Source organism: Tomitella biformata AHU 1821 (assembly GCF_000524475.1).
GTDB lineage: Bacteria > Actinomycetota > Actinomycetes > Mycobacteriales > Mycobacteriaceae > Tomitella > Tomitella biformata.
This window is the reverse complement of record NZ_BAVQ01000005.1, coordinates 13,947-40,561: the sequence shown is the minus strand read 5'-3', so window position 1 is coordinate 40,561 and position 26,615 is coordinate 13,947. Positions and strand designations below refer to the sequence as shown.

Here is a 26,615-nt window from a genome sequence, read left to right as displayed (position 1 = left end):
ACCCCATCGCGACTGCTCTTCGGGGCGGACCATCCAGCCCGCTCCCTTGGCCCGGTCTGCGAGGAGTGTGAACGGCAATGAGCGAGAACAGCTTCGACGCCCGCGCGCAGTTGGAGGTGGACGGCGCCACCTATGACATCTTCCGGCTCGACAAGATCCCCGGCTCCGAGCGGCTGCCGTACAGCCTGAAGGTGCTGCTGGAGAACCTGCTGCGCAACGAGGACGGCCATCTTGTGACCCGCGCGCAGGTCCAGGCCGTCGCGGACTGGGATCCCACCTCCACGTCGAACCCCGAGATCCAGTTCTCCCCTGCTCGCGTGCTGATGCAGGACTTCACCGGCGTGCCCTGCGTGGTCGACCTCGTCGCGATGCGCGACGCCATGACCGCGCTGGGCGGGGACCCCAAGAAAATCAACCCGCTGATCCCCACCGAGCTCGTGATCGACCACTCCGTGATCGCGGACTCCTTCGCGATGGCCGATAGCGCCAGCATCAACTCCGAGCTGGAGTTCGCCCGCAATCGCGAGCGCTACGAGCTGCTGCGCTGGGGCCAGGGCACGTTCGACGACTTCCTCGTGGTCCCACCCGACACCGGCATCTGCCACCAGGTCAACCTCGAGTACCTGGCGCGGACCGTCTTCACCCGGCCCGACCCGACAACGGGAACGACGCTCGCCTACCCCGACTCCCTCGTGGGCACCGACTCGCACACCCCCATGATCAACGGCCTCGGAGTCGTCGGCTGGGGCGTCGGCGGCATCGAGGCGGAGGCGGCCATGCTGGGCCAGCCCGCGTCGATGCTCATCCCCCAGGTTGTCGGCATGAAGCTGACCGGCAAGCTCAGCCCCGGCACCACGGCGACGGACCTTGTGCTCACCGTCGCCGAGACGCTCCGCAAGACGGGCGTCGTCGGCAAGTTCGTGGAGTTCTACGGCCCCGGCGTCGCGAACGTGCCCCTCGCGAACCGCGCGACGCTCGGCAACATGAGCCCAGAGTATGGCTCCACGATCTCGATCTTCCCCATCGACGAGGAGACGCTGAAGTACCTGCGCCTGACCGGCCGCCCAGAGCACAACGTCAAGCTCGTCGAGGCCTACGCGAAAACGCAGGGCATGTGGCACGACGCCGACCATGAGCCCGCCTTCAGCAGCACCGTCGAGCTGGACCTGGGCTCGGTGCGCCCGTCCATCGCCGGGCCGAAGCGCCCCCAGGACCGCATCCCGGTGGCCGTCGCCTCGCACGCCGTCAAGGAGCTGCTCGCCGGCGCCGCCGTCGCGGACGTGGTCGACAAGGCGCAGATCAGCAGCCTCAATGTGGGACTTGACGAGGCGTCGTACGAGTCGTTCCCGGCCAGCGACCCCGTCGCGATCGTCGCCGACCACCGCGTGTCGCCCCCCCGGGAGGTCGACGCGGACGGTCCGGACGCCGCCTACCCGTCCACCCCCACGCCCGTCACCTTGGCGGACGGCACGCAGACCAGCGTCGACCACGGGCACGTCGTCATCGCGGCGATCACGTCCTGCACCAACACGTCGAACCCGTCGGTCATGATCGGCGCGGCGCTGCTGGCCAAGAAGGCCGTCGAGCGGGGGCTCACCCGCAAACCGTGGGTCAAGACCTCCCTCGCGCCGGGCTCGCGGGTGGTCACCGACTACTACAACCGCTCCGGGCTCACCCCGTATCTGGACAAGCTGGGCTTCAACCTCGTCGGCTACGGCTGCACCACCTGCATTGGCAACTCCGGCCCGCTGCTGCCGGAGATCGCCGCGGCCATCGACTCCGCGGGGCTGAACGTGTCCGCGGTGCTCTCCGGCAACCGCAACTTCGAGGGCCGCATCCACCCGCAGACGCAGATGAACTTCCTCGCGTCTCCGCCGCTGGTGATCGCGTACTCCCTCGCCGGCACCATGCTCACCGACATCCTCACGGACTCCCTGGGCACGGGGACCGACGGGAAGCCGGTGTACCTCAGCGAGATCTGGCCCTCGGAGGAGGAGGTCCAGGCCGTGATCGACGAGTGCGTGAAGTCCGAGATGTTCACCGAGGGCTACTCCGACGTGTACGCGGGCGATGACAACTGGCGCAGCCTCGACGTGTCCACCGGCGAGGTCTTCGAGTGGAAGGAGGACTCCACCTATGTGCGACAGCCCCCGTACTTCGAGGGCATGACGCGCGATCCGCAGCCCATCCAGGACATCGCCGGGGCGCGGGTGCTCGCACTGCTCGGGGACTCCGTGACCACCGACCACATCTCCCCCGCCGGCTCCATCCGCCGCGACGGCCCCGCGGGCGCCTACCTGCAGAGCCATGGCGTCGAGCCCCGGAACTTCAACTCCTACGGCTCGCGACGCGGCAACCACGAGGTGATGATCCGCGGCACCTTCGCCAACATCCGGCTGCGGAACCTCCTCGTCCCCGGCGTCGAGGGCGGCTTCACCCGCCACCTGCCGACTGGCGAGCAGCTGAGCATCTACGACGCAGCCCAGCTCTACATTGCCGACGGCACCCCGCTGGTGATCCTCGCCGGCGCGGAATACGGCTCTGGATCGTCCCGCGACTGGGCCGCGAAGGGCACGCTGCTCCTCGGAGTCAAGGCCGTGATCGCCCAGTCCTATGAGCGCATCCACCGCTCCAACCTCATCGGGATGGGCGTGCTACCCCTGCAGTTCCCCGACGGCCAGTCTGCCGAGAGCCTGGGCCTGACTGGTGAGGAAGAGTTCGCGGTCACCGGCATCGAGGGCGCCGACGCCGGGGCGTTCCCCACCACTGTGCAGGTGCAGGCGGGAGATGTCTCCTTCACCGCCACGGTCCGCGTCGACACCCCCGCGGAGGCCGAGTACTACCGGCACGGCGGCATCCTCCAGTACGTCCTACGCCAGCTGGCGGCGTGATGCAGAAGATGTCGCTGGACGCCTTGGTTCGCGAGCTGCGCGCCAAGGTGGCGGGCACCACCCGGCAGGTCGCGTCGCAGACGGTGTTCGGCGGGCACGAGAAGACGCTGCGCCAAACGCTCGTGGTGATCGCCGCGGGTGGCCAGCTCGCGGAGCACGAGGGCCCCGGAGAGGCCACCGTCCAGGTGCTCGACGGGCGCATCAGCCTAATCACCGCCACCGACTCGTGGGAGGGCCGGCGGGGAGACCTCCTGATCGTGCCCAACGAGCGCCATAGCGTCGACGCCCTGGAGGATTCCGCGTTCCTGCTGACCGTGGCGAAACCGCGAGCCTAGGCTGCCAGTAGATTTCTAGAGGTGAATTACCAGCTGGCACCCGAACCTGGCTATCGAGCGCGTGTGACAGGCGCGGTCGAGACGCTCAATCCCGGCTATTTCGCACTGGTGATGGCCACGGGGATCTTGTCGGTAGCGATGGATTTCAAGGGCCTCGACATCGTCTCCGCCATCCTGCTGGCGATCACCGCGGGATCCTGGGTGCTGCTGGTGCTGTTGACCGGCTGGCGGATCCTGCGGCACTGGGCGCGGTTCCGCGCCGATTTCACCGACCCGGGCCGTGGATTCGGCTTCTTCACGTTCACCGCGGCCACCGGGGTCCTGGGCGCGAGGCTGGCGGAGCAGTCGTGGCCGCTCGCCGCCGGCCTGTTGGCGGTCGCCGCGGCGAGCTGGTTCCTCCTCGGCTACCTCGTGCCCTGGACCGCGGTGTTGCACTCGTCCTCCCGGTCCACCCTCTCCGGGGCGAATGGGACCTGGTTCATGTGGGTCGTCGCCAGCCAATCGGTGGCGGTGCTCGCCGCGATCCTGCAGCCGAACGACGGTCTCGGCCGCCGGGAGTTGGCGATGCTCGCGGTGTTCTGCTGGTCCGTGGGCGCGTTCCTCTATGCGGGTGTGGCCGTGCTCGTGGCTGCCCGGCTGATGCTCTACCCCCAGCGGCCTGCCGACCTACTGCCCGCCTACTGGGTCTCCATGGGCGCGACCGCCATCACCGTGCTCGCCGGCTCCCAGATCGTGGAGATGGCGGACACGCCTATGATCGAGGCCACCCGCGGGCTGATCGCGGGGTGCTCCGTGGTGTTCTGGGCGTTCGGCACCTGGCTGATCCCGATCCTGATCGCCGCCGGCATCTGGCGCCATATCATCCACAAGTGGCCGCTGCGCTATGACGCGACCCTGTGGAGCATCATCTTCCCGCTCGGCATGTATGCCGCGGCCAGCCACTATCTGGGGGTGGCCGACCACCTGCCGATAGTGCGGGCCATCGGCGACGCCGAGGCCTGGTTCGCGATGCTGGCGTGGACCGCGGTCTTCGTGGCGATGATCCGGCACCTGTGGCTGACGCTGGTGCTGGGCCGCGGGGCCGAGCCGGCCCAGAGCCTGGCGCCGTGACCTCCGCACCTGAACTGCGGATCGGCATCCTCGGCGTCGCCAGGATCAGCGGGGACGCCGTGGTCCTGCCGGCCCGGGCGCTCGGGCATCGGTTGGTGGCCGTCGCGTCGCGGGACCCGGCGCGCGCCCAGTTCTTCGCGGACCTGTGTGCGGTGGAGCGGGTCGCCCCCAGCTACGAGGCGCTGCTCGCCGACCCCGAGGTCGACGTCGTCTACCTCCCCCTGCCCAACGCCCTGCACGCGCGCTGGACCCTGGCCGCCATCGCGGCCGGCAAGCACGTGCTGTGCGAGAAGCCCCTCGCCGCCACCGCCGAGGAGGCCCGCGCGGTCCGCGCCGCCGCGGCCGCCGCCGGCGTCCATGTGCACGAGGCCGCCCACCAGCTGTGCCACCCGCTGTACACGGCGTTGGCGCGGGAGCTCGACGGCCTCGGCAAGGTGCGGCACGCCGCGGCGCAGATCACGATGCGTCCGCCGCCCCCGGAGGACCCCCGCTGGTCCGCCGGGCTCGGCGGTGGCGCGCTCATGGACCTCGGCTGCTACGGCCTGCAGGTCCTAGGTTGGCTGGGCCGCTGGGCCGGCGGTGGGCCCGAAGTGGTCGCCGCCGCCGCCGAGCTGCGGGACGGGGTCGATAGCCGGTCGACGGTGCGGCTGGTGTTTCCCAGTGGCGCCACCGGCACCGTGCACGCGTCGATGGTCGCCGCGGACCCCGCTCCGCACAGCCTGCGCATCGAGTGCGAGGGCGGCGTGCTCGACGTGGCCGGCTTCGTGCTCCCGCACCTGGGCGGGGCCCTGACCGTCCTACGCGCCGACGGGCGCCGGTCGGTGACGGAGTTCGACGCCGTCAGCACCTATCAACACCAGCTGCGCCGCTTCGCCGAATTGGTCCGCGCGGGCCGGCCGATGCCCACCAGCCTCGCGGACTCGGTGGCGACAATGGCCCTGCTAGACGACGCCCGGCACCGCTTCCACTGACGCGAGCAGCTCGCGCGCGGCCGCCACCAACTCACGATGTGCGGCCGGCTTGAGGCTGAGCGGCCCGTCCTCATGCACCAGGTAGCCACCGTCCCCCGCCACGTCGACCCAGCTGACGCGGGCGATCTCCCGCAGGCCCGCGCCGTCCGCCACGCTGGCGGAGAGGATTCCGTGCTGCGTCCGGCGCCTGCCGAGCAACCCCGCGATCCGCTCCGACCGCGAGGTTGTGCTGGCCCGAGTGGTGTACGCCGCGTCAGGGCCGGGTGAGTCTGCGCGCAGCGCCGGGGACGTGCCCTCCTGGAACTCGGGCACCACGGCCATCATCTCGCCGACCAGGGTTGCCGGGTGGCCCACGCCGAGCCGAATATCTCCGCCGCGCTCGAGCGACCAGCCTGCGGAATCGACCGCGGTGTCCGTATACCAGTCCGGGTTGTCGCCGTCGCGCACGGCCTGCGTCGCGTCCTGCACAGCCAGCACCGCGCTCCCCACCCCGCCCTCGCCGCCGCCCGCGCCGAGCAACGCCCGAATCGGCTTGCCGCCGACGGGGAAACCCGCCAGTTGCAGCCAGGACGGGCTCTGCCGCAGGCCGCGGACGGCCGCGTAGAGGTCCGGATCCTCATTCGCGTCCCACCATGCGTTCAGCTCGGCCCCGATGCGGTCACGGTCACTGACCATCCGCCCCCGGCTGGGCGCCTGGATGGGCAGGTGGATGGTGTCACCGCCGGCGCGCCGCCAAATGTGCCGAAACTGCTCGGCCGTCAACAAAGTCCGCATAATTCCCCTCCGGTCCCCAACCGCCGCCCCCGGGCGATCCCGCAAGAACGCTACAACAACACCATGGGACTACCTGCGAATCTCCTATTTCGGCGGCGCCCGCTACTGTGAAATAGCCTTGGGCCGAGTTGACGTTATATAAGTGTCGGTCATGCACAAGAGACTGAGAGTGAAGCCATGAGCACTAAGCGCAATGCCCCCGGGCCTTTTCTGCATATCGGCGCGGGCGAACCCGTTTTGCTTATCCACCCCTTCCTCATGACCCACGAGGTGTGGTCCGAGGTGGCGCAGCGGCTGGCCCCCGACCATGAGGTGTTGGCCGTGACCCTCCCCGGACACTGGGGTGGGCCCGATGCGGCATGGAACCACATGGGCATCTCGGACATGGCCGATGGGCTGGAGCAGGTCCTCGACCAGCACGGCTGGGACACCTGCCACGTCGTGGGCAACTCCCTCGGCGGCTGGGTGGCATTCGAGCTGGAGCGCCGTGGGCGGGCCCGCAGCGTCACCGCGATCGCGCCCGCCGGCGGATGGACCTCGATCTCCGTGCCCGCGATCCGGCTGGGCATCACATTTCTGGCGTTGGCGCCGGTGATGGTGCTGGCCAAGCCGTTCGTCGGCTGGGCGGCCGGAGTCCGACGGCTCCAGAAGGCCGCGATGTCGATGGTGGCGGCCAACCCGGCCGCGGTGCCGCCGGCGGTGGCCGAGCGCGCCATGTGGGCGGCTGTGCAGTGCAACTCGATCCTGCCCATTCTGTGGGCAGCCGCGTGGGACGACGGCATCAAGGGACTCAAAGACACGCAGACGCCCACCCAACTGCTGCTCTGCGATAAGGACCGGGTCATTCCCTGGCGGCTCTACGGACAAATGTTCATCGATGAACTGCCCGCGAGCACCCGACGGATTATCCTGCCGGAAGTCGGACATGTGCCGATGGTGGAGGACCCCGTTCTGGTCGCGCGAGTGATTCGAGAATTCGTCGATCACCACGCCGCCAACCAATCCGAGCCTGCCGAGGCCTGATCGTCCGGGCCACGGTCTATTCTGTGCGAGATATGAAATCACTTCGCCGGCTGATGCTGGGTCTCCTGAGCGTCTCGCTAATCGCGATCTCCCCCGTCGGCGCCGCTCTCGGGCACGCCGACCCGGCCGCCGCCGCGGACACGGGCACCTGCCCGTACCGTTCGTTGCCCGCGCCGCCGGTCGACGCCTCCGAGGCGCCGGCCCCCGGCAAGACGTCGCCGGCCCCGCTGCCGGTGCCAGCGCATCCAGTCGGCGGCGACAAGCTGCGGGCGTGCGGCGACATCCAGCCCCAAGGCTCCCCGCCGCTACCCCTCGAAGCGACCTCGGCCGCGTGGGTCATCGCCGACCTGGACACCGGCGAGGTGCTCGCCGCGCGGGACCCCCACGGCCGCCACCGACCCGCCAGCACCATCAAGGTGCTGCTGGCCGCATTGGCAATCCAGAAGCTCGACCTCGACACCGTCGTCACCGCCACCGAGGAGGACGCGTGGGCTGAGGGCAGCAGCGTCGGCATCGGCCCCGGCGGCCAGTATTCGATCCATACTCTGCTGCGCGGGCTCATGATGAACTCCGGCAATGACGCCGCGCACGCGCTGGCCGGGCAGTTGGGCGGCGTCGACGCCACCGTTGTGAAGATGAACCTCCTGGCCGCCCAGCTCGGGGCCCTGGACACTCGGGCCGCGACGCCGTCGGGCTTGGACGGCCCGGGGATGGCGACCTCCGCCTACGATCTGGCGCTGATCTTCCGCGACGCGATGGCCGACCCCGTATTCACGGACCTCGTCTCGCACGGCCCCATCGAGTTCCCGGGCTATCCCATGACCGAGGAGGAGATCTCCTACGCGCGGGCCATCGCCAGTGAGCGCCCCCAGGCGGTCAACGCTGGTGCGCCAGAGCCACCGGCGATCGAGCCCGTCCCCACCGAGCACGCCAGCTTCTGGGTCGCGAACGACAACGCGCTCTTGGCGAACTACCCGGGCGCTATCGGCGGCAAGACCGGCTTCACCGACGATGCCGGCCACACCTACATCGGCGCCGCCGAGCGCAACGGCCGCCGCCTCGTGGTGACCCTCCTCCAGGGCACGCGCATCCCCGTCTCGCCGTGGGAGCAGGCCGCCTCGCTCCTGGACTACGGCTTCGCGTTGCCGGCCGGGAAGTCGGTGGGCACGCTCGTCGCCCCCGGCGAGGTCGCGGCCGACGGCGCCTTCACCGAGGGCGACGGCGATCTATCCCTGACCGGGACCGCCGCCAACCTCAACGCCGGCGGATCGGTTGACGCGGGCAGCTCGGCCATGCGGTACGCCGTCATCGGGATCTCGGGGGCGCTCGCGCTGGCGCTGCTGCTCGGCGCGGCGAAACTGCGGCGCAGGCGCTAGCACCTCTGATATGTTCCTCCCCCGCCACGGCACGACGTTGCGGCCGCGTGCTGCACCTCAAGGTGGATTTCGTCGAGCACCGGCCGGAGCTGGGCGACAAGCGCGCACGAGACCGCCTGCTCACCGCCTCGGTGACACCTGGTTAAGCGCGTCTGCCAGCACCTCCGCCAGATGCCGAGCGCCCAGCCCCGCGCCGTCGCGGACCTGGGTGCGGCAGCTGAAGCCATCGGCGATCACGTTCGCATCCGGACCAGCCGCGCGGATCGCGGGCAGCAGGCTCTGCTCCGCCACCGCCATCGACACGTCGTAGTGCCCGTCCTCGAAGCCGAAGTTCCCCGCCAGCCCGCAGCAGCCCGGCGCCATCTCCGCGGGCCGAATCCCCGCCTGGCCCATCAACTTTTGGTCCGCGTCATCGCCCAGGTCCGCGTATTGGTGGCAGTGGGTCTGCACGACGGCATCGGCGTCCACGCGTGGCGGCGTCCAGCCCTCCGTGTGCTCGTGCAGCTGCTCGGCGAAGGTGCGGGTGGCGTCGGCCAGTTGGCGGGCGCGGGAATCGTCCGGCAGCAGGCGGGGCAACTCGGTGCGCAACACGGCGGTGCAGCTGGGCTCGAGGCCGATGACCGGAATGCCCTGCGCCAGATACGGTTCCAGCAACTTGAGGCTGCGCCGGGCGACCCGGCGGGCAAGCGGCAGCTGGCCGGTGCTGATGGCGGTCAGCCCGCAGCACACCGGCTTGCCGGGCAACAAGACCTCGAAGCCGGCGTCCTCGAGCACGTCCATCGCGGCGATGCCGACCTGCGGGGACAGGTGGTTGGTGAACGTGTCGGGCCACAGCAGCACCTGGCCCCGTCCACCAGGGCCTGGAGTGCGTGCCCGGGCGAGTTTGCGGAGCGTGGCCGGTGCGAAAGCGGGCAGGTCCCGTCGCTGGTCGACACCGGCCGCGGCCTTGCCGAGCCGGGCCAGCGCCGGGTTCGCCGTCGCCCGGTTGACCAGTGCCGGCGCCAGCGCGGCCAGCCGCGCCCACTGTGGGAGCCGGCCCAGCGCATAATGCGCGCGCGGCCGGATGCGGCCCTCGTAGTGGTGGAATAGGAACTCGGACTTATAGGTCGCCATGTCCACGTTGACGGGGCACTCGACCTTGCAGGCCTTGCAGCTCAAGCACAGGTCCAAGGCCTCGAGCACCTCGGTGGAACGCCAGCCGTCGGTGATTGTGGAGCCCTCCAGCATCTCGAACAGCAGGCGGGCGCGGCCGCGGGTGGAGTGCTGCTCGTCGCGCGTGACCTGGTAGCTAGGGCACATCGCCGCGCTATGGTCCACCCGGCATTTGCCGACGCCCACACAGCGGCTGACGGCATGCGGGAAGCTGCCCTCGTCGTCGGGATACGCGTACTCGACCTGGACTTCCCGCGTGCCGAGCTCGAGCCAGCGCACATTCGCGTCGAGCTTGCGGGGCGCCGCGAGGATGCCGGGATTGAGCACATTCTCCGGGTCCCAGATGCCCTTGAACCGCTCGAAGAGCCCGATCACATGCGGGGAGTAGGTGCGCGCCAACAGCTCTGAGCGCGCCTGCCCATCGCCGTGCTCACCGGAGATGGAGCCCCCGTGTGCGGCGACCAGGTCCGCCGCCGACTCCAGGAACTTCCGGTAGCCGGCAACGCCGCCCGCACTGGAGAGGTCCGCGTCCAGTCGGATGTGGATACAGCCGTCCCCGAAGTGCCCGTAGGAGATGCCAAACAGCCCGTGCTCGGCCAGCAGCTCGCGGAAATCGCGGAGGTAGCCGGCGAGCCGCTCGGGCGGCACCGCGGCATCCTCGAAGCCGGGGTAGGCCGCGCGCCCGTCGACGGTGCGTGTGGCCAGGCCGCTGCCGTCCGAGCGCAGACCCCACAGCAGGAGTTGGGTCCGCGGGTCTGTGAACACGACGTGGCGGGTCGAACCTAGTTGCCGGGCAATGGCATTCGCAGCCGCCTCCGCCCCTGCCGGGCTCTCGCCGCCGGCCTCCACAAACAGCCAGTCCGGCGTCTGCGGCAGCGCGGAGATGATACGCGCCCGTTCGCCGTGCAGGCGCACCCCCTCGAACATCGCGCGGCTCATGCCCTCGATCGTCAGCGGCTGGCAGGTCAACAGCTCCGGGACCGCCTCCGCAGAGCGCACCTCGTCATCGAAACCGAGCACCAGCAGCGCGCGGTGGGCGGGCGGTCGCACCAGGTCCAATGTCGCGCCCAGCACGATGGCGCACGTGCCCTCGCTGCCGATCACGGCCCGGGCGAGGTTGCGGTGGTGGTCCGGCAGCAGTTGGTGGAGCGCATAGCCGCTGAGGTGGCGGGGGAACTGGCCGAGCTCCGTGCGCAGCGGGCCGAGATTCTCCTGCGCCAGCTGTTCCAGGCCGCGATAGACCTCCCCAACCCGACCCGGCCGAGCGACATTGGCGGCGAAGGCCTCCAGATCCTGGGGGCCGAGTGTCATGCGGGTGCCGTCGGCGAGCAGCACGTCCAACTCGCGCACGTTGTCGGAGGTCTTGCCCCACGCCACCGAGTGCGATCCGCAAGAGTTGTTGCCGAGCATCCCGCCGATAGTGCAGCGGTTCACCGTCGACGGGTCGGGTGCGAAGGCCAGCCCGAGCGGCGCCAGCCGGGCCCGCAGGTGACCGCCGATCACCCCTGGCTGCACGACCGCCGTCGCGGCAGACTCGTCGACCGCCAGGATTTGGCCCAGGTGCCGCGAGGTGTCCAGCACCACCCCGGTCCCGATCGCGTTGCCCGCAATCGAGGTGCCCGCGCCACGCATCGTCAGCGGCGCGCCATGCTCGCGGCACAGCGCCAGTGCGGCGGCCACATCGTCGGCGGTGCGGGGCAGCACGATGGCCTGGGGCACGTGCCGGTAGTTCGAGGCGTCAGCGCTGTAGATCGCGCGGGAGCCGGCATCGGCCAGCACCTCGCCCGCCACGTGCGCGCGTAGTTTCGCCACCAATGTGACGCTGTCGAAATCCATGGCAGCCTCCCCCGCCGACTCTATCCCGCTGGCCGTGGAAGTCGACAGAAAAGCCCGTGCTAACCTGTGCCCACCATCACAGTGGGACTGTTGTGCCACTTACCGGTCGGGTCGCGGTCCCACGACACCACGACCACGAGCCCCATCTCGGAGGTGCCGTTGACACTCACAGACCCCCGCAGAGACACCGAAATGCCGGTGTCGATGCTCGGCCGCATCACCGTGATCCTCGACGTTTTCGACCGTCCGTCGCGACGGCTGACCCTCGAAGAGGTCGCACGCGCCACCCAACTCCCCCGATCGACCGCCCACCGTCTGCTGGGGCAGTTGGCCAAGCTCGGCTGGGTGGAACAGACCCCGCTGGGCTACCACGCCGGAGACCGCATGCGCACCCCGGACGGTTTCGACCGCACCCACGAGGACATCCGAGGCGCCGCCGCCGAGGGCCTGCACCAGCTGCATATGCGGACCGGCATGATCGTGCACCTGTCCGTCCTCGACGGCGCCGACCAAGTCTTCTTGGACAAGCTCGGCGGCCGTGACCGCGAGGATCTGGCAACCACCGTCGGCGGCCGCCTGCCCTCGCATCAGACCCCGGCGGCCCGCGCGATGCTCTCCTTCTTGCCCACCGAGCAGATCAACGGATTGCTGGCCGGGCGGCTTGACGATCCAGAGCAATCCCTCGGCTGGAATCTGCCAAGCCTGCATCGTGACCTCGACCGGATCCGGCGCAGCCGCGGCGTCGTCATCGACCGCCGCGCCAACCCGCCCATCTGGTACTCGTCGGTCTCCGTGGCCTTCCGCGCCGTGCCGCACACCGTGGCCTCCATCAGCCTGTGCCCCGTCGCGGGCTCGGACCAGACGGTCGGCAGCCCCGGGTCACTCGAGCGCCTCGCACCCCTGGTGGCCAAGACCGCCCACCAGGTCACGCTGCAACTCTCCCGCCGATAGTCAGCTCCTCCTGAGCCGCTCGGCCAGGCGGCCGAGCCCCAGCACCGCCAACGCGCCAAGCAGCAAGCCGAAGGCCACGCCGGCCGGACCGCTGCCCTCGCGGACCTGGACCCGCTGCTCGATGATCACCGGATCCGGCGCGGGCACCGTCGCGAGGGCCAGCGACTCCTTGCTGGTGGCCGCGAACGCCGTCGCGAGCAGCACGATCCGCGCGGTGATATTGGCGAACACCATCAGGCCGATGATCGGACCGAACGCCACCCCCGCGGGCCCCGACATCACCTTCTCCAGGTACAGCACCGCGACCCGCTTGAAGATCTCGAACGCCACCGCCGCGATGAGCGCGCCACGCATCGCGCTGCGGAGGCCCACCGACTCCCGCGGGAGCCGCGCGATCACCCAGACGAACACCGCCCAGGACGCCCCGATCCCCGCCAGCACGGTGATGGCCGTCAGCGCCGCGCCTATGCCCGGCAGATCGGAAAGCCCCAGCCAGCCGATCACCCGCTGGCCCAGCGAACCGGACCCCAGCACCGAGATGCCCAACGAGACCATCATCGCCAGGGTCAGGCCCAGCAGCGCCCCGAGGTCATGCACCTTCGTCAGCAGGAAGTTCGACTTGGAGCTCTTCTGCTCCCACTGCTCAGTGAGTGCCGCCCGCAGGTTGGCCATCCAGCCCAGCCCGGAATATGCGGCGCCAAGCAGCCCGATCACACCGACCGTCGCGCGCGAGTTGATGGCGGTGTCGATGAGGTCCTTCACCGTCGACGCCATCGAGTCCGGGAGGGATCCGGTGATCTCATCGCGAATCCGATCGAGCAACTGCGGATCTCGGACCAGTACGAAACCGGCCACCGAGAAGGCGACCATCAGCAGCGGGAAGATCGCCAGGACCGTGAAGTAGGTGATGCCGGCGGCGTAGAAATCGCCGCGCTGGCCCTGGTAGCGCACGCCCGTGCGGACCAGGTGATCCAGCCAGGGTCGCGCCGCCCGCTGTCGCTCTAAAAAGCTCGGGCCCTTCTCCTTGGCTGGCCCCTGCTCGGCCTTCCGTCGCAAACGTAGTTTCATGCCCACTTCAGCCCTTCGCCGCGAGAAAGCCCATCCGGTCATAGACTCGGGCCAGCGTGTTTGCGGCGACCTCCCGCGCATGCTCGGCGCCGCGGGCGAGGATGCCGTCGAGCTCGGCAGGATCGGCCAGGAAGCTGTCGACCTTGGCCCGCAGCGGCGTCACGAACTCGGTGAGCACGTCCGCCGTCTCCGACTTCAGATCGCCGTAGCCCTTGCCCTCGAAGTGCTTCTCCAGGTCCGCGACGCTGCGGCCGGAGAGCGCCGAGTTGATCGTCAGCAGGTTGGACACGCCGGGCTTGGCCTCGCGGTCGAAACGGATCTCGCGCTCCGTGTCTGTGACCGCGGACTTGATGCGCTTGGCCGAGACCTTCGGGTCGTCGAGCAGGTTGATCAGCCCGTTGGGGTTGTCCCCGGACTTGCTCATCTTCGAGGTCGGGTTCTGCAGGTCGTAGACCTTGGCGAACTCCTTGACAATGGTCGCCTCCGGCACCACGAACGTCTTGCCGAAGCGGGAGTTGAACCGCTCGGCCAGATCCCGCGTGAGCTCGAGGTGCTGGCGCTGGTCCTCGCCGACGGGCACCAGCGTCGAGCGGTAGAGGAGGATGTCGGCAGCCATCAGCATCGGGTAGGTGAACAGGCCGACGCCGGCGTGCTCGTTGCCCTGCCGCGCGGACTTGTCCTTGAACTGCGTCATGCGGCTGGCCTCGCCGAAGCCCGTGATCGTGTTCAGCACCCACGCCAGCTGCGCGTGCTCGGGGACCTGGCTCTGCACGAACAATGTCGAGCGCTCCGGGTCGATCCCGATCGCCAGCAGCTGCGCCACCGACAGCTTTGTGCGCTTGCGCAGCGTCTTGGGATCCTGCGGAGCGGTGATCGCATGCAGGTCCGGGATGAAGTAGAACGCGTCATGCTCGTCCTGCAGCGGCACCCATTGGCGCAGCGCCCCGAGATAATTGCCGAGGTGGAACGAGTCGGCGGTGGGCTGGATTCCGGAGAGCACCCGGGGCTTGGCGGCCGTCGGTGCGGAGACAGGGCTGGACATGGTTACCCATACTTTCACGATGGTCCCGGAATGGCTCGTTGGCCCAGCCGGTGGCAACCTGTGATCGGCGGACGTACCCGCCTAACAGACCTACGCGCCGATCATGCCCGGGGCAAGGCCCGCCTTTCGCCACGACCGCGCGACGACGGCTGGCTCCGCGGCTTGCAGCAGCACCTTGAACGCCACGCCCCGCGCCGCCCAGTGCTCCGCGTAGAACGCCATCGCCTCGGCGAACCACGCCAACTCCCCGGGCTCGTCACACAGCAGCAGGTCAGCGTCGCGCACCAGCAGCACATAGCCGACGGCCGAGCCAAGGGTCTCGTCGAGCTCGCGCATGCACTCGTCGAATGCGTCCTTGTTCGCCCCGAAGTAGTAGGGGAACTGCAGTGCGGCCGCGAACTCGTCGAAAACCCCGGCCACGGTGGGCATCCGCGAGCCCCGCACCGCGCGCAGCGTGAAGCCCTGCGGCCGTGTGTAGCCGACCGCGGCCGCGTCGTGCGGGCTACCGGGGAGGAGGCCGGCGACGGGGCCAGCGTCGGAGTAGAACTCTCGCAGCGTCGTCATCAGCGCATCTTGATGAAGCTGGTGTAGTGGTCGCCGGTGTACCAGGCGCTGCCGTCGCTGCCGGTGACGATGCGCTCGGCGTCGCGGCCTTGGCCGCGTTCCTTCGGGTTGACGTCCCACTCCTGGTAGGTGATCCGCGTGCCGTCCGCCGTCGTCTTGGCCAGGTCCCCGCCGCGGTTCTGCCACGTCAGGCCACCCTTGGTGCCGGGTGCGTTGGCGGAGTCCGGCCAGCCGCCGTTGTCGATCTCTTGGAGCGTGTCGAACGCCTGCTGCGGGATCGGGACAGCCGTCACTCCCCTCGGTGCGACCGTCTCAGCGACGGCGGTGGAGGACGAAGACGGGGAGGCCGTGGTGGTGGACTGCGTATCAGACCCGCCGAAGCTCTCGAACCCGAGCAGGCTCCCGAGCCCCACGACCACCAGCACAAGCACGCTCATGATCAGCTTCGAGCGCGCGGACATGTCCTTCACTGGTACTCGACCGTGACCGGCGCGTGGTCGGACCAGCGCAGGTCATAGCTGACGGCGCGCTCGACCACCGAGGACACCGCGCGCTCTGCGAGGTCGGCGGTGGCCAGCTGGTAGTCGATGCGCCAGCCGGCGTCGTTGTCGAAGGCCTGCCCGCGGTAGGACCACCAGCTGTACGGCCCCTCCACCTCGGGGTGCAGCTTGCGGGGCACGTCGACCCAGCGGCCGTCGGCGAATAGCTCGTCGAGCCAGGCGCGCTCGTTGGGCAGGAAGCCGGAGCTCTTCTTGTTGCCCTTCCAGTTCTTGATGTCCAGCTCGGTGTGGGCGATATTCCAGTCACCCACCACCACGGTGTCCCGACCGCCCGCGGCAGCCTTGCCGAGGTACTCGCCGAAGGTCGCCATGAAGCGCTCCTTCTCCTCCTGCTTCGGGGTGCCCGTCTCCCCCGACGGCAGATAGAGGCTGCCGACGGTCAGGTCGCCGAAGTCGGCCTCCAGGTACCGGCCGGAGCCCTCGAACTCGGGGTCGCCGAAGCCGATGCGGTGCGCGTCGGCAGGCGTGCGGGAGAGGATGGCGACGCCGTTGCGGCCCTTGACCTCGGGCTCGGCGGACACCAGGTGCCAACCGGCCTCGAGCGCTGGCGCCAGCGAGGCGTGCAGCTGCTTGTCATCCGCGCGCACCTCCTGCAGGCACACGATCTGGGACGCGGTGCTGGCCAACCAGGCCAGGATGCCGTGTTCCTTCTTAGCGGCGGCACGGATGCCATTGACATTGACGGTGGTGATAATGGTCGACACATCGAGCAGGCTAGTGCACAGCCACGACAACCCGCTCTTCTGCCGTCGTGCGCCGCTGCAGCAGCATCGCCACCCCGAAGATCGCGAGCCCGGCGATGGCCAGCAGCGCGCCCACCGCCGCGGGGGCCGTGTAGCCGAAGCCCGCCGCGATAACCAGCCCGCCCAGCCACGCGCCGCCCGCGTTGGCGACGTTCAGGGCGGCATGGTTCAGCGACGCGGCGAGATTCTGCGCACCCTCGGCCACATCCATCAGCCGGGTCTGCAGCGCCGGGACCAGGGCCGCGCCCGACGCGCCAACCAGGAACACCAGCACCATCGCGCTGTACGGGTTGCGCACGGCCACCACGAACAGCGCCATCACGACGGCGACGGCGGCGAGCATGGCGAACATGCCGGGGATCAGCGCGCGGTCCGCGATGCGGCCGCCGACGAGGTTGCCGACCACCATGCCGATGCCGTAGACCATCAGCCCCAGTGGGACGAGCAACACCGGCAGTCCGGCGACGTCGGTGAGCGTCGTGCTGATGTAGGTGTACACCGCGAACATCCCGCCGAAGCCGACCATCCCGACGGCCAGGGTCAGCCACACTTGGGAGCGCCGCAGCGCGCCGAGTTCGGCGCGCGGGCTCGAGGCGGGCATCGAGCGCATCACGGGCAGCCAGCGGGCCAGCGCGGCGATGGTGCACGCGCCGAGGACCGTGACAATCGCGAAGGCGCTGCGCCAGCCAAAGTGCTGCCCGACGACCGAGGCGAGGGGCACCCCGACCACGTTGGCGACGGAAAGGCCCAGCATGACCTGCGCGACGGCCTTCGCGCGCTTGCCAGCCGGGGCCAGCTCCGCGGCCACCAGCGCGGCGACGCCGAAGTAGGCGCCATGCGGCAGGCCAGCGACAAACCGCGCGGCGATGAGGATCTCGTAGGTGGGCGCGAACACCGCGAGCGCGTTGCCGAGGGTGAACGCGATCATGAGGGCGATCAGCAGGGTCTTGCGGGGCACGCGGGCGCTGAGCGCGGCGATGGTCGGCGCGCCGATCACGACGCCGAGCGCGTAGGCGGAGATCACGTGGCCGGCGACCGGCTCGGTGACGTCGAAGCCGTGGGCGATCTCCGGCAGCAGGCCCATCGCGACGAACTCGGTGGTGCCGATCCCGAAACCGCCCATCGACAGCGCCAGCATAGGCAGGGTCGTGGATCTCCCCGTGGTGGATATCGCAGTGGTGCTCACCCCTCGAGCAACGGCGGGCCGGGCCAGAGTCTTCCCAGATCGCGCCGTGGGAGACGGAGGTCTCAGTGGGGCGGTACGCGTCCGCGAAAGTGACGAAGTTGACGCATTCGTTGTCAAATAACGTCAACTTCGTCATCTTCGAGGGCCCTAGGCGTCCCCTAGAGACGCTGACTCAGGCGTTGGCGGCCTTGAGGTTGTCATCGAGCGCGCCGAGAAACTCCTCGGTGGTCAGGTAGGCCTGCTCCGGTCCGACGAGCGACGCGAGGTCCTTCGTCATCTGGCCGGACTCGACCGTCTTGATGACGACGTCCTCGAGCAGGTGCGCGAAGCCCACCACGTCGGGGGTGCTGTCGAGCTTGCCGCGGTGCTCGAGTCCACGGGTCCACGCGAAGATCGACGCGATGGGGTTCGTGGACGTCGGCTTGCCCTGCTGGTGCTGGCGGTAGTGCCGGGTGACGGTGCCGTGCGCGGCCTCCGCCTCGACCGTCTTGCCGTCCGGTGTCATCAGCACGGACGTCATGAGACCGAGCGAGCCGTAGCCCTGCGCGACGGTGTCCGACTGCACGTCGCCGTCGTAGTTCTTGCACGCCCAGACGTAGCCGCCCTCCCACTTGAGAGAGGAAGCCACCATGTCGTCGATCAGGCGGTGCTCGTAAGTCAGGCCCGCGGCGTCGAACTCCGCCTTGAACTCCTCCTCGAAGACCCGCTGGAACTCATCCTTGAACATGCCGTCGTAGGCCTTGAGGATGGTGTTCTTCGTCGACAGGTACACGGGATAGTTCTGCTGCAGCCCGTATGCCAGCGATGCGCGCGCGAAGTCCTCGATGGACTTCTTGTAGTTGTACATGCCCATCACGACGCCGCCGTCTTCCGGCATCTGGCACACCTCGTGCTCGATCGGCGCGCTGCCGTCATCCGGGGTGAAGCTGATGGTGACGGTGCCGGGGCGATCGACCTTGAAGTCCGTGGCGCGATACTGGTCGCCGAACGCGTGCCGGCCGACGACGACGGGCTTGGTCCAGCCCGGCACCAGGCGCGGCACGTTCGAGATGATGATGGGCGCACGGAAGATCGTGCCGCCCAGGATGTTGCGGATGGTGCCGTTGGGCGACCGCCACATCTTCTTCAGGCCGAACTCCTCGACCCTCTGCTCGTCTGGGGTGATCGTGGCGCATTTGACGCCCACACCGTGCTTCTTGATGGCGTTCGCGGAGTCAATGGTGATCTGGTCATCGGTGCGATCGCGCTCCTCGATACCCAGGTCGTAGTACTCAAGGTTCACATCCAAGTAAGGATGGATGAGCTTGTCCTTGATGAACTGCCAAATAATTCGAGTCATCTCGTCGCCATCAAGTTCGACGACGGTTCCCTCGACCTTAATCTTGGACATGTGGTCCGCGTCCTCCTAGACAAGCCTTATCAACTCGTGTAGTCCGATGTGCCTTGTGAACAGCCCGGACCTAACCCAGTCTTCTTTGACGAGGGTAATACGCGAGCGCGCCACCCAGCCCAGGTGGTGATAATTATCCGTCCCGATCCCAATCGCCGGGACGCGGTTGGACTCCTCTCGCCATGCCTGAACAGGCCACGCGGACGTCGCCGGAAACCACCACTTGATCATCCCCGCATAGGTACGTCTAAGATCGCAGTAGGTCATGAGCGTCAGCGACAAGCCCCGGCTCGCTGGCCGGCAACCCTCCAACCGCGGTGGGGTGCCCCGGGTGATGACCAGGTTGTCCGCAGTCGGATGGCAAGCGCGGGCCCGCTGGGGCGGGCCCACAGAACTGGGCTAATCCCCAACGGAGGTTTTTGATGATGTGTTGCTCGAGCTGACGCACCCTATCCACTCGCCAGAGTTACTGGCCCCCTTGCCTTTTGCCGTGCCGGCCGCAGCCCCCACCGTGCGGGCTGGCCGTCAACTCACATTTCTTTGCTGATGGAGCGCATCAATGACTGAGAACGTCACAGACCCGACGGCCAACTGGACCTTCGAGACGAAGCAGATCCACTCGGGCCAGTCCCCCGACTCGGCGACCAACGCGCGGGCGCTGCCGATCTACCAGACGACGTCGTACACGTTCAACGACACCCAGCACGCCGAGAACCTGTTCGCGCTGGCGGAGCCGGGCAACATCTACACCCGCATCATGAACCCCACCGTGGACACCGTCGAGCAGCGGATCGCCGCGCTCGAGGGCGGCGTCGCGGCGCTGCTGCTGGCCTCGGGTCAGTCCGCCACCACGTTCGCGCTGTTGAATCTCGCGGCCGCCGGCGACCACATCGTGTCCAGCCCGCACCTGTACGGCGGGACGTTCAACCTGTTCCACTACACGCTGCGCAAGCTCGGTATCGACGTCACGTTCGTCGAGGACCCCGACAACCTTGACCAGTGGCGCGCGGCCGTCCGCCCGAACACGAAGGCGTTCTTCGGCGAGACCATCGGCAACCCCCGCGGCGACGTGCTCGACATCCCCGGCATCGCCGCCATCGCCAAGGACAGCGGCATCGCGCTGATCGTGGACAACACCATCGCCACGCCGTACCTGCTCAACCCCCTCGCGCACGGCGCGAACATCGTGGTCCACTCGGCCACCAAGTACATCGGCGGCCACGGCACGGCGATCGCCGGCGTCCTCGTCGACGGCGGCAACTTCGACTGGACCGTCACCGATGCCGACGGCGCGTCGCGCTACCCGGGCTTCACCGAGCCCGACGCCAGCTACCACGGCGTCGTGTTCGCGGACCTGGGCGCGCCCGCCTACGCCCTCAAGGCCCGCGTGCAGCTGCTGCGCGACATCGGCGCGGCCCCGGCCCCGTTCAACGCCTTCCTCATCGCGCAGGGCCTGGAGACGCTGAGCCTGCGCATCGAGCGGCATGTGTCCAACGCGCAGGCCGTTGCGGAGTTCCTCGAGTCCGAGCCCGCGGTCGAGTCCGTGTCCTTCGCCGGCCTGAAGTCGTCCAAGTGGTACGACCGGGGCCGCAAGCTGGCCCCGCGTGGCACCGGCGCGGTCCTCACGTTCGAGATCGCTGGCGGCGAGGCCGCCGCGCGCAAGTTCATCGACGCGCTGACGCTGCACAGCCACGTCGCCAACATCGGGGATGTGCGCTCGCTGGTGATCCACCCCTGGACCACCACGCATTCGCAGCTTTCCGAGGCCGAGCGTCGCTCCGCGGGCACCGCCCCCGGCCAGGTCCGCCTCGCCGTCGGCCTGGAGGGCATCGAGGATATCCTCGCCGACCTGCGCAGCGGTTTCGTGGCGGCGGCATCTTGACAGTGAGTCCTGTTCAGGCTGCCCGTCCGGCGCGGTTGCCGTCGCCGGACGGGCAGCTCGGCACGGTCGAGATCGGCCCCATGACTCTGGAGAGCGGGGCCGAGCTGGCCGACGTCACCATCGCGATTCAGCGCTGGGGCGAGCTGTCCGAATCTCGTGACAACGTGGTGCTGGTGCTGCACGCGCTGACCGGGGACACTCACGTCGCCGGCCCGCCGGACGCGGACCACACCAATGCGGGCTGGTGGGACGGGCTCGTCGGGCCGGGGCAGGCCCTCGACACCAACGAGTGGTGCGTCATCTCCACCAACGCGCTCGGCGGCTGCGGCGGCACCACGGGGCCGTCCTCGATCGCGCCCGACGGCAAGCCGTATGGCTCGCGCTTCCCGTACGTCTCCATCCGCGACCAGGTCGCGGCCGAGGCCCGGGCGTTAGATCTGCTCGGTGTGCGCTCCGTCGCGTCCGTCATGGGCGGCTCGATGGGCGGCGCCCGCGCGCTGGAGTGGGCCATCACCCACCCCGACCGCGTGGACTCGGCCCTGGTGCTGGCCGTCGGCGCGCGCGCCACGGCCGACCAGATCGGCACCCAGTCCAGCCAGATCCAGGCGATTCTGGCCGACCCCAACTGGCAGGGCGGCGACTACTACGAGACCGGCTCCTTCCCCACCTCCGGCCTCGGCCTGGCCCGGCGCTTCGCGCACCTGGCCTACCGCGCCGAGCTGGAGTTGGACAACCGCTTCCGCAATGACGGGCAGGGCGGCGAGGACCCGCGAGCCGGCGGCCGGTACGCGGTGCAAAGCTACCTGGAGCATCAGGCCAACAAACTGGTCGCGCGCTTCGACGCCGGCAGCTATGTCGTCCTCACGGACTCGCTGAACCGCCACGACGTGGGCTACGACCGCGGCGGGATCGAGGCGGCGTTGGGGAGCTGTACGGTGCCGACTATCGTCGCCGGCTTCGACACGGACAGGCTCTACCCCATCCGGCTCCAGGAGGAGTTGGCCCACGGACTGCCGAACTGCGCCGGACTGCGGATCATCGAGACCAGCGCCGGGCACGACGCGTTCCTCACCGAATTCGAGGCCGTCGGCAAGCTGATGACCGAGACGATGGCGCTGGCCCGGGCGGCCCGCTCATAACACTGAAAAGGCCGGCCACCCCTGCTCGGGGTGGCTGGCCTTTTGCGCCTTTTGCTCGGAACTTTGCGCCTCAAACGTGGCTTTACGCATGCCGCAGGGTACGCACGGCCGCACAACGGGCGCAAAGCGAAACTGGCTGGGCTGGGCTTGGGCTTAGCCCGTGCCGAGCGACTCGATCGACGCGCCCAACCAGATCACCAGGCCGCCGAACGTGGCGAGCGTCGCGACGTCGAACAGGCGGCTGCGCACCGCGAGCACACCGACGCGGTCCTCCGAGAGCACCAGTCGGATCGCGGCGGCGCCAACAGTGACGATGCCGAACACCAGGGTGCCGCGCCGCCAGCGGTCCATCGCCACCAGCACGACTGCGACGAACAGACCCAGCCCGATCAGGATCAGCGGCAGGTGGATCGTGTAGAGCCGGTGCAGCAGCGTGGTCGGCGGGCCGGCGGGCGGCAGGATGTGGACCGGCCCGGCCCGGTCCACCGGCCAGTCCGCTCGCGCGTCCGCGGGATCGGTCATGGCCGCTACGCGCGCGCCAGCTGCTCGGCGCGCTCCACCACGTTCTGCAGGAGGAACGCGCGGGTCAGCGGCCCCACGCCGCCGGGATTCGGGGAGATGAAGCCGGCAACCTCGCGGACGTCGTCGGCGACGTCCCCGCGCAGTCCGTCGGGGGTACGGCTGACGCCGACGTCGAGCACCGCGGCACCAGGCTTGACCATGTCTGCGGTGATCAGGCCCGCGACGCCGGCAGCGGCGACGACGATGTCAGCGCGGCGCACCTCGGCGGCCAGATCCTTGGTGCCGGTGTGGCAGAGGGTGACGGTGGCGTTCTCGCTGCGGCGGGTCAGCAGCAGGCCGATCGGACGGCCGATGGTGACGCCGCGGCCGACGACGGTCACGTGCGCGCCGTCGATCGGCACGTTGTAGCGGCGCAGCAGGTGCACGACGCCGCGCGGGGTGCAGGGCAGCGTCGCCTCCTTGCCGAGCACGAGGCGGCCGAGGTTGACCGGGTGCAGGCCGTCGGCGTCCTTGTCCGGGTCGATGCGCTCGAGCGCGGCGTTCTCGTCCAGGTGCTTGGGCAGGGGCAGCTGCACGATGTAGCCGGTGCAGTCCGGGTTCGCGTTGAGCTCGTCGATAGTGGCGTCGAGCTCGGCCTGGGAGACGTCCGCGGGCAGGTCGCGGCGGATCGACGTGATGCCGACCTTCGCGCAGTCGAGGTGCTTGCCGCGCACGTAGGAGCGGGAGCCGGGGTCGTCGCCCACCAGGATCGTCGCCAGTCCCGGGACGATGCCCTGCGCGGCCAGCGCGGCCACTCGGGTCTTGAGGTCGACGAAGATTTCGTCGCGGGTCAGTTTGCCGTCGAGGATCGTCGCAGTCACGCTCCCCATTCTCTCAGGTGGCCTCCCCGCGCGCTGTGCGCCCCCCTTCCCCGTCAGCAATTATCGAACTGCCACACACCGCCGGCGAGCGTCCATATGCGGGGGTCCGCGGAGGCCGCCGACACATTCGGGTCCTCGTCGATGGTCACAACCTCGCCGCGGGCGCCGTCGACTGTCGCGGTGATCGAGGTGATCTGCGGGGTGCGGCCGTCGTAGTTGGCAGCCATGAGCTGCGAGTACACGTCAACATCGCCGACCAGTTCCTGGCAGCGGGGGGAATAGTAGGTCCAGGCGCCGGCGGCGTCGTTCGCGTTGAGCCGCTGGCTCAGCTCGGTCGCACGGGCCTGCAGTGCAGCCGTCGCCGGGCCCCCTACGGCACTGGCCCCCATGTCCGACGACGTCGCCGGAACGCCCGCAGACTCTGTGGGCGCGGCCGTGCTGGCGCTGGCTGCGGATGCCTCAGTCTGGCTCGGGGTCGCGGCGGAGTGCGGCGCGACTGTCGAGGACGGGCTCAGCACGCTTGCCTCAGTGGTCATCGCCGGGTCTGTGCCGCCCCCGCTGCTGGCACAGCCGACGAGCGCCGCCGAGACGATTGCACACACGATTGCCACGCGAATTCCCATGCGGCGACGGTACACCGGCGCGCGGACAACGCCGAACGCCCGACCTGCGCTGGGCAGGCCGGGCGTTCGGTGTTCTATTCAGCGAGCAGTTACTTGCCGCGTGACGCGGCGAGAGCCGCGTTGAGCGTCTTGCTCGGGCGCATCGCAGCGTCCAGCTTGTCGGCGTCGGCCAGGTAGTAGCCACCGAGGTCGACGGGGTGACCCTGGACCTCTGCCAGCTCGGCGATGATCTTCTCCTCCTGCGACCCCAGCGACTCTGCCAGCGGAGCGAAGTGAGCTGCCAGCTCGGCGTCCTCGGTCTGCGCGGCGAGCTCCCGTGCCCAGTACAGGGCCAGGTAGTACTGGCTGCCGCGGTTGTCGAGCTCACCGGTCTTGCGCGACGGGGACTTACTGTTGTCGAGTAGCGTGCCGGTGGCCGCGTCGAGGGCCTTGGCCAGGACCCGCGCCTTCGGGTTGTTGGCCTTGCGGCCGAGGTCGTCGACGCTGACCGCGAGAGCCAGGAACTCGCCGAGCGAGTCCCAACGCAGGTGGTCCTCCTCGGCGAGCTGCGTGACATGCTTCGGCGCGGAGCCGCCGGCACCGGTCTCATAGAGGCCGCCGCCCGCCATCAGCGGGACAACCGACAGCATCTTGGCGCTGGTGCCGAGTTCCAGAATCGGGAACAGGTCGGTCAGGTAGTCGCGCAGGATATTGCCGGTGACGGAGATCGTGTCGAGACCGCGGATCAGGCGCTCGAGGGTGTACCGCATGGCGCGCACCTGCGACATGATCTGGATGTCGAGGCCCTCGGTGTCGTGGTCCTTGAGGTACTCGCGGACCTTGCCGATGAGCACGTTCTCGTGGGGGCGGTACGGGTCGAGCCAGAACAACGCGGGCATGCCCGACTCGCGCGAGCGCTCCACCGCCAGCTTCACCCAGTCGCGGATCGGCGCGTCCTTGACGGTGCACATGCGCCAGATGTCGCCCTCCTCGACGTCCTGCGACAGCAGGACCTCACCGGTGGAGACGTCGACAATGTTGGCGATGCCGGCCTCGGGGACCTCGAAGGTCTTATCGTGCGAACCGTACTCCTCGGCCTTCTGAGCCATCAGTCCGACATTCGGCACGGTGCCCATGGTGGTCGGGTCGAACGCGCCGTTGGTCTTGCAGAAGCTGATGATCTCCTGGTAGATACGGGCGAAGGTCGACTCCGGCATCACTGCCTTGGTGTCCTTCAGGCGGCCGTCGGCACCGTACATCTTGCCGCTCGAGCGGATCATCGCGGGCATCGACGCGTCGACGATCACATCGCTCGGCGAATAGAAGTTGCTGATGCCGTTGTCCGAGTCGACCATCGCCAGCTCGGGACGGTTCTCGTGGCAGGCGAGCAGGTCCCGGCGGACCTCATCGCGGGTCGACGACGGCAGCTTGTCGATCTTGTCGTACAGGTCGACGAGGCCGTTGTTGACGTTGACGCCCAGCTCTTCGAACAGTTCGTGGTACTTGGCGAAGGCATCCTTGTAGAAGACGCGGACCGCGTGCCCGAAGACGATCGGGTGCGAGACCTTCATCATCGTCGCCTTGACGTGCAGGGAGAACATGACGCCGGTGTCGCGGGCGTCGTTGAGCTCCTCCTCGTAGAACTCGAGGAGCGCCTTCTTGCTCATAAACATGCTGTCAATGACGTCGCCGGCGTCGAGGCTGACCTTCTCCTTGAGGACGATGGTCTCGCCGCTCTTGGTGATGATCTCCATGCGGGTGTCGCAGTCGTGGTCGACGACCATCGACTTCTCGCCGGCGTAGAAGTCGCCGTGCTTCATGTGCGCAACGTGCGAGCGCGACGCCATCGACCACTTGCCCATGCTGTGCGGGTGCTTGCGCGCGTACTCCTTGACCGCCTTCGGCGCCCGGCGGTCGGAGTTGCCCTCGCGGAGCACCGGGTTCACGGCGCTGCCAAGGCAGGTCCCGTAGCGGAGTGCGATCTCTTTTTCTTCGGGGGTCTTCGGATCCTGGGGGCAGTCCGGGATCGCGTAGCCCTTCTCCTGCAGTTCGCGGATCGCGGCGTTCAGCTGTGGGACCGAAGCGGAGATGTTCGGGAGCTTGACGATGTTGGTCGTCGGATCCTGCGTGCTCGCGCCCAGTTCGGCCAGGGTGTCCGGGACGCGCTGGTCTTCAGTCAGGTAGTCCGGGAACGTGGCCAGGATGCGGGTGGCGACGGAGATGTCCCGGGTCTGGATGTCGATTCCGGCCGGCTCCGTGAAGGTGCGAATAATCGGCAGGAACGAGGTGGTGGCGAGGCGGGGCGCCTCGTCGGTCAGGGTGTAGATGATCGTCTGGTCTTTGGAGGCCATCGGTGGCAACCTCATTCTTATCGTTGTTCTTGTGGAACTATCGAAATTTTCAGTCGCCTGACATTGTCCCGCTTTTCGTGACGCGAATCGACTCGCCTCCCAAATAGAGACCTGGCACACACCTCGGGTTGCCGTGACCTGTACTGCTAGCTCCAGGCAGCACCTACAAACGAGAATGTGTCGACACAGACGGGGCTCCGCGTCATGGAGCTGGCCGGGCTCAGGCCTCGTGATACCGAGGCGGATGTCAGCGCCAGTCCGCGACTAAGACCGTCCCGGCGTTGCTA

At 68.8% G+C, this 26,615-nt stretch carries 22 protein-coding genes and 1 riboswitch; of the genes, 9 read left to right on the top strand and 13 right to left on the bottom strand.

Going from position 1 to position 26,615, the window contains the following annotated elements; genetic code table 11:
- The first annotated feature begins 77 nt into the window (after window positions 1–77).
- From TBIF_RS03370 to TBIF_RS03355, 4 genes are all read left to right on the top strand, one after another.
- Entirely contained in the window at window positions 78–2,891 is a 2,814-nt protein-coding gene (locus TBIF_RS03370) for an aconitate hydratase (protein WP_024793453.1), read from the top strand.
- Complete coding sequence (locus TBIF_RS03365; protein ID WP_024793452.1) at window positions 2,891–3,226, top strand: cupin domain-containing protein; 336 nt, start codon at window positions 2,891–2,893, stop codon at window positions 3,224–3,226. Before TBIF_RS03370 ends, TBIF_RS03365 begins: the two co-directional genes overlap by 1 nt.
- 63 nt (window positions 3,227–3,289) lie before the next feature.
- Window positions 3,290–4,336 carry a tellurite resistance/C4-dicarboxylate transporter family protein gene (locus tag TBIF_RS03360; protein ID WP_024793451.1) on the top strand — a complete coding sequence of 349 codons (1,047 nt, stop codon included), beginning with the start codon at window positions 3,290–3,292 and terminating at the stop codon, window positions 4,334–4,336.
- Complete coding sequence (locus tag TBIF_RS03355) at window positions 4,333–5,307, top strand: Gfo/Idh/MocA family protein (protein ID WP_024793450.1); 975 nt, start codon at window positions 4,333–4,335, stop codon at window positions 5,305–5,307. The genes TBIF_RS03360 and TBIF_RS03355 overlap by 4 nt, the downstream gene beginning before the upstream one ends.
- Here TBIF_RS03355 and TBIF_RS03350 read toward each other — a convergent pair.
- A complete protein-coding gene (locus tag TBIF_RS03350) occupies window positions 5,278–6,081 on the bottom strand; it encodes an ESX secretion-associated protein EspG (RefSeq protein WP_024793449.1) in 804 nt (267 codons plus the stop codon). The genes TBIF_RS03355 and TBIF_RS03350 overlap by 30 nt on opposite strands.
- A gap of 177 nt (window positions 6,082–6,258) precedes the next feature.
- Here TBIF_RS03350 and ephH point away from each other — a divergent pair, with 177 nt between their 5' ends.
- Window positions 6,259–7,104 carry an epoxide hydrolase EphH gene (gene ephH / locus TBIF_RS03345; RefSeq protein WP_038169631.1) on the top strand — a complete coding sequence of 282 codons (846 nt, stop codon included), beginning with the start codon at window positions 6,259–6,261 and terminating at the stop codon, window positions 7,102–7,104.
- A 32-nt stretch (window positions 7,105–7,136) separates the two neighbouring features.
- Window positions 7,137–8,480 (top strand): D-alanyl-D-alanine carboxypeptidase family protein, encoded by a 1,344-nt coding sequence (locus TBIF_RS03340; RefSeq protein WP_024793447.1) that lies wholly within the window; start codon window positions 7,137–7,139, stop codon window positions 8,478–8,480.
- A 120-nt stretch (window positions 8,481–8,600) separates the two neighbouring features.
- On the opposite strand, the gene TBIF_RS03335 is transcribed toward TBIF_RS03340, so the two are convergent.
- Window positions 8,601–11,468, bottom strand: a complete 2,868-nt coding sequence (locus TBIF_RS03335; RefSeq protein ID WP_024793446.1) for an FAD-binding and (Fe-S)-binding domain-containing protein — start codon at window positions 11,466–11,468, stop codon at window positions 8,601–8,603.
- A gap of 159 nt (window positions 11,469–11,627) precedes the next feature.
- Between TBIF_RS03335 and TBIF_RS03325 the strand changes: the two genes are divergently transcribed.
- On the top strand, window positions 11,628–12,419 hold the full coding sequence (locus TBIF_RS03325; protein WP_148302142.1) for an IclR family transcriptional regulator: 792 nt from the start codon (window positions 11,628–11,630) through the stop codon (window positions 12,417–12,419).
- Here the strand turns inward: TBIF_RS03325 and yhjD are convergent, their stop codons facing one another.
- The 7 genes from yhjD to TBIF_RS03290 all read right to left on the bottom strand — a co-directional run bounded on the left by yhjD (window position 12,420) and on the right by TBIF_RS03290 (window position 18,972).
- Complete coding sequence (yhjD, locus tag TBIF_RS03320; RefSeq protein ID WP_051461341.1) at window positions 12,420–13,487, bottom strand: inner membrane protein YhjD; 1,068 nt, start codon at window positions 13,485–13,487, stop codon at window positions 12,420–12,422.
- 7 nt (window positions 13,488–13,494) lie between these two features.
- Window positions 13,495–14,529 carry a tryptophan--tRNA ligase gene (gene trpS, locus TBIF_RS03315; RefSeq protein WP_024793443.1) on the bottom strand — a complete coding sequence of 345 codons (1,035 nt, stop codon included), beginning with the start codon at window positions 14,527–14,529 and terminating at the stop codon, window positions 13,495–13,497.
- Window positions 14,530–14,619: 90 nt separating this feature from the next.
- Window positions 14,620–15,093 (bottom strand): barstar family protein, encoded by a 474-nt coding sequence (locus TBIF_RS03310; protein ID WP_024793442.1) that lies wholly within the window; start codon window positions 15,091–15,093, stop codon window positions 14,620–14,622.
- Complete coding sequence (locus TBIF_RS03305; protein ID WP_024793441.1) at window positions 15,093–15,554, bottom strand: guanyl-specific ribonuclease; 462 nt, start codon at window positions 15,552–15,554, stop codon at window positions 15,093–15,095. The genes TBIF_RS03310 and TBIF_RS03305 overlap by 1 nt, the downstream gene beginning before the upstream one ends.
- A gap of 5 nt (window positions 15,555–15,559) precedes the next feature.
- Window positions 15,560–16,357 (bottom strand): exodeoxyribonuclease III, encoded by a 798-nt coding sequence (locus TBIF_RS03300; RefSeq protein WP_148302141.1) that lies wholly within the window; start codon window positions 16,355–16,357, stop codon window positions 15,560–15,562.
- Window positions 16,358–16,367: 10 nt separating this feature from the next.
- Complete coding sequence (locus TBIF_RS03295) at window positions 16,368–17,534, bottom strand: MFS transporter (protein ID WP_051461333.1); 1,167 nt, start codon at window positions 17,532–17,534, stop codon at window positions 16,368–16,370.
- Window positions 17,535–17,754: 220 nt separating this feature from the next.
- Window positions 17,755–18,972, bottom strand: a complete 1,218-nt coding sequence (locus tag TBIF_RS03290; protein WP_024793438.1) for an NADP-dependent isocitrate dehydrogenase — start codon at window positions 18,970–18,972, stop codon at window positions 17,755–17,757.
- A 261-nt stretch (window positions 18,973–19,233) separates the two neighbouring features.
- Window positions 19,234–19,345: riboswitch (SAM riboswitch) on the top strand.
- Between the two features lie 186 nt (window positions 19,346–19,531).
- Here TBIF_RS03290 and TBIF_RS03280 point away from each other — a divergent pair.
- Window positions 19,532–20,854 carry a bifunctional o-acetylhomoserine/o-acetylserine sulfhydrylase gene (locus tag TBIF_RS03280; protein WP_024793436.1) on the top strand — a complete coding sequence of 441 codons (1,323 nt, stop codon included), beginning with the start codon at window positions 19,532–19,534 and terminating at the stop codon, window positions 20,852–20,854.
- The gene (metX, locus tag TBIF_RS03275) at window positions 20,851–21,993 is read left to right on the top strand and encodes a homoserine O-acetyltransferase MetX (RefSeq protein ID WP_024793435.1); all 1,143 of its coding nucleotides are present in this window, start codon (window positions 20,851–20,853) and stop codon (window positions 21,991–21,993) included. The genes TBIF_RS03280 and metX overlap by 4 nt, the downstream gene beginning before the upstream one ends.
- Before the next feature lie 153 nt (window positions 21,994–22,146).
- On the opposite strand, the gene TBIF_RS22785 is transcribed toward metX, so the two are convergent.
- The 4 genes from TBIF_RS22785 to TBIF_RS03255 form a co-directional block, all read right to left on the bottom strand.
- Complete coding sequence (locus TBIF_RS22785; protein ID WP_024793434.1) at window positions 22,147–22,515, bottom strand: DUF3017 domain-containing protein; 369 nt, start codon at window positions 22,513–22,515, stop codon at window positions 22,147–22,149.
- Window positions 22,516–22,520: 5 nt separating this feature from the next.
- Window positions 22,521–23,375 carry a bifunctional methylenetetrahydrofolate dehydrogenase/methenyltetrahydrofolate cyclohydrolase gene (locus tag TBIF_RS03265; protein ID WP_200182783.1) on the bottom strand — a complete coding sequence of 285 codons (855 nt, stop codon included), beginning with the start codon at window positions 23,373–23,375 and terminating at the stop codon, window positions 22,521–22,523.
- Between the two features lie 53 nt (window positions 23,376–23,428).
- Window positions 23,429–23,998: a hypothetical protein gene (locus TBIF_RS03260; RefSeq protein ID WP_148302140.1), complete on the bottom strand. Its 570-nt coding sequence runs from the start codon at window positions 23,996–23,998 to the stop codon at window positions 23,429–23,431.
- A gap of 89 nt (window positions 23,999–24,087) precedes the next feature.
- Window positions 24,088–26,328: an NADP-dependent isocitrate dehydrogenase gene (locus tag TBIF_RS03255; protein WP_024793431.1), complete on the bottom strand. Its 2,241-nt coding sequence runs from the start codon at window positions 26,326–26,328 to the stop codon at window positions 24,088–24,090.
- Window positions 26,329–26,615 lie beyond the last annotated feature (287 nt).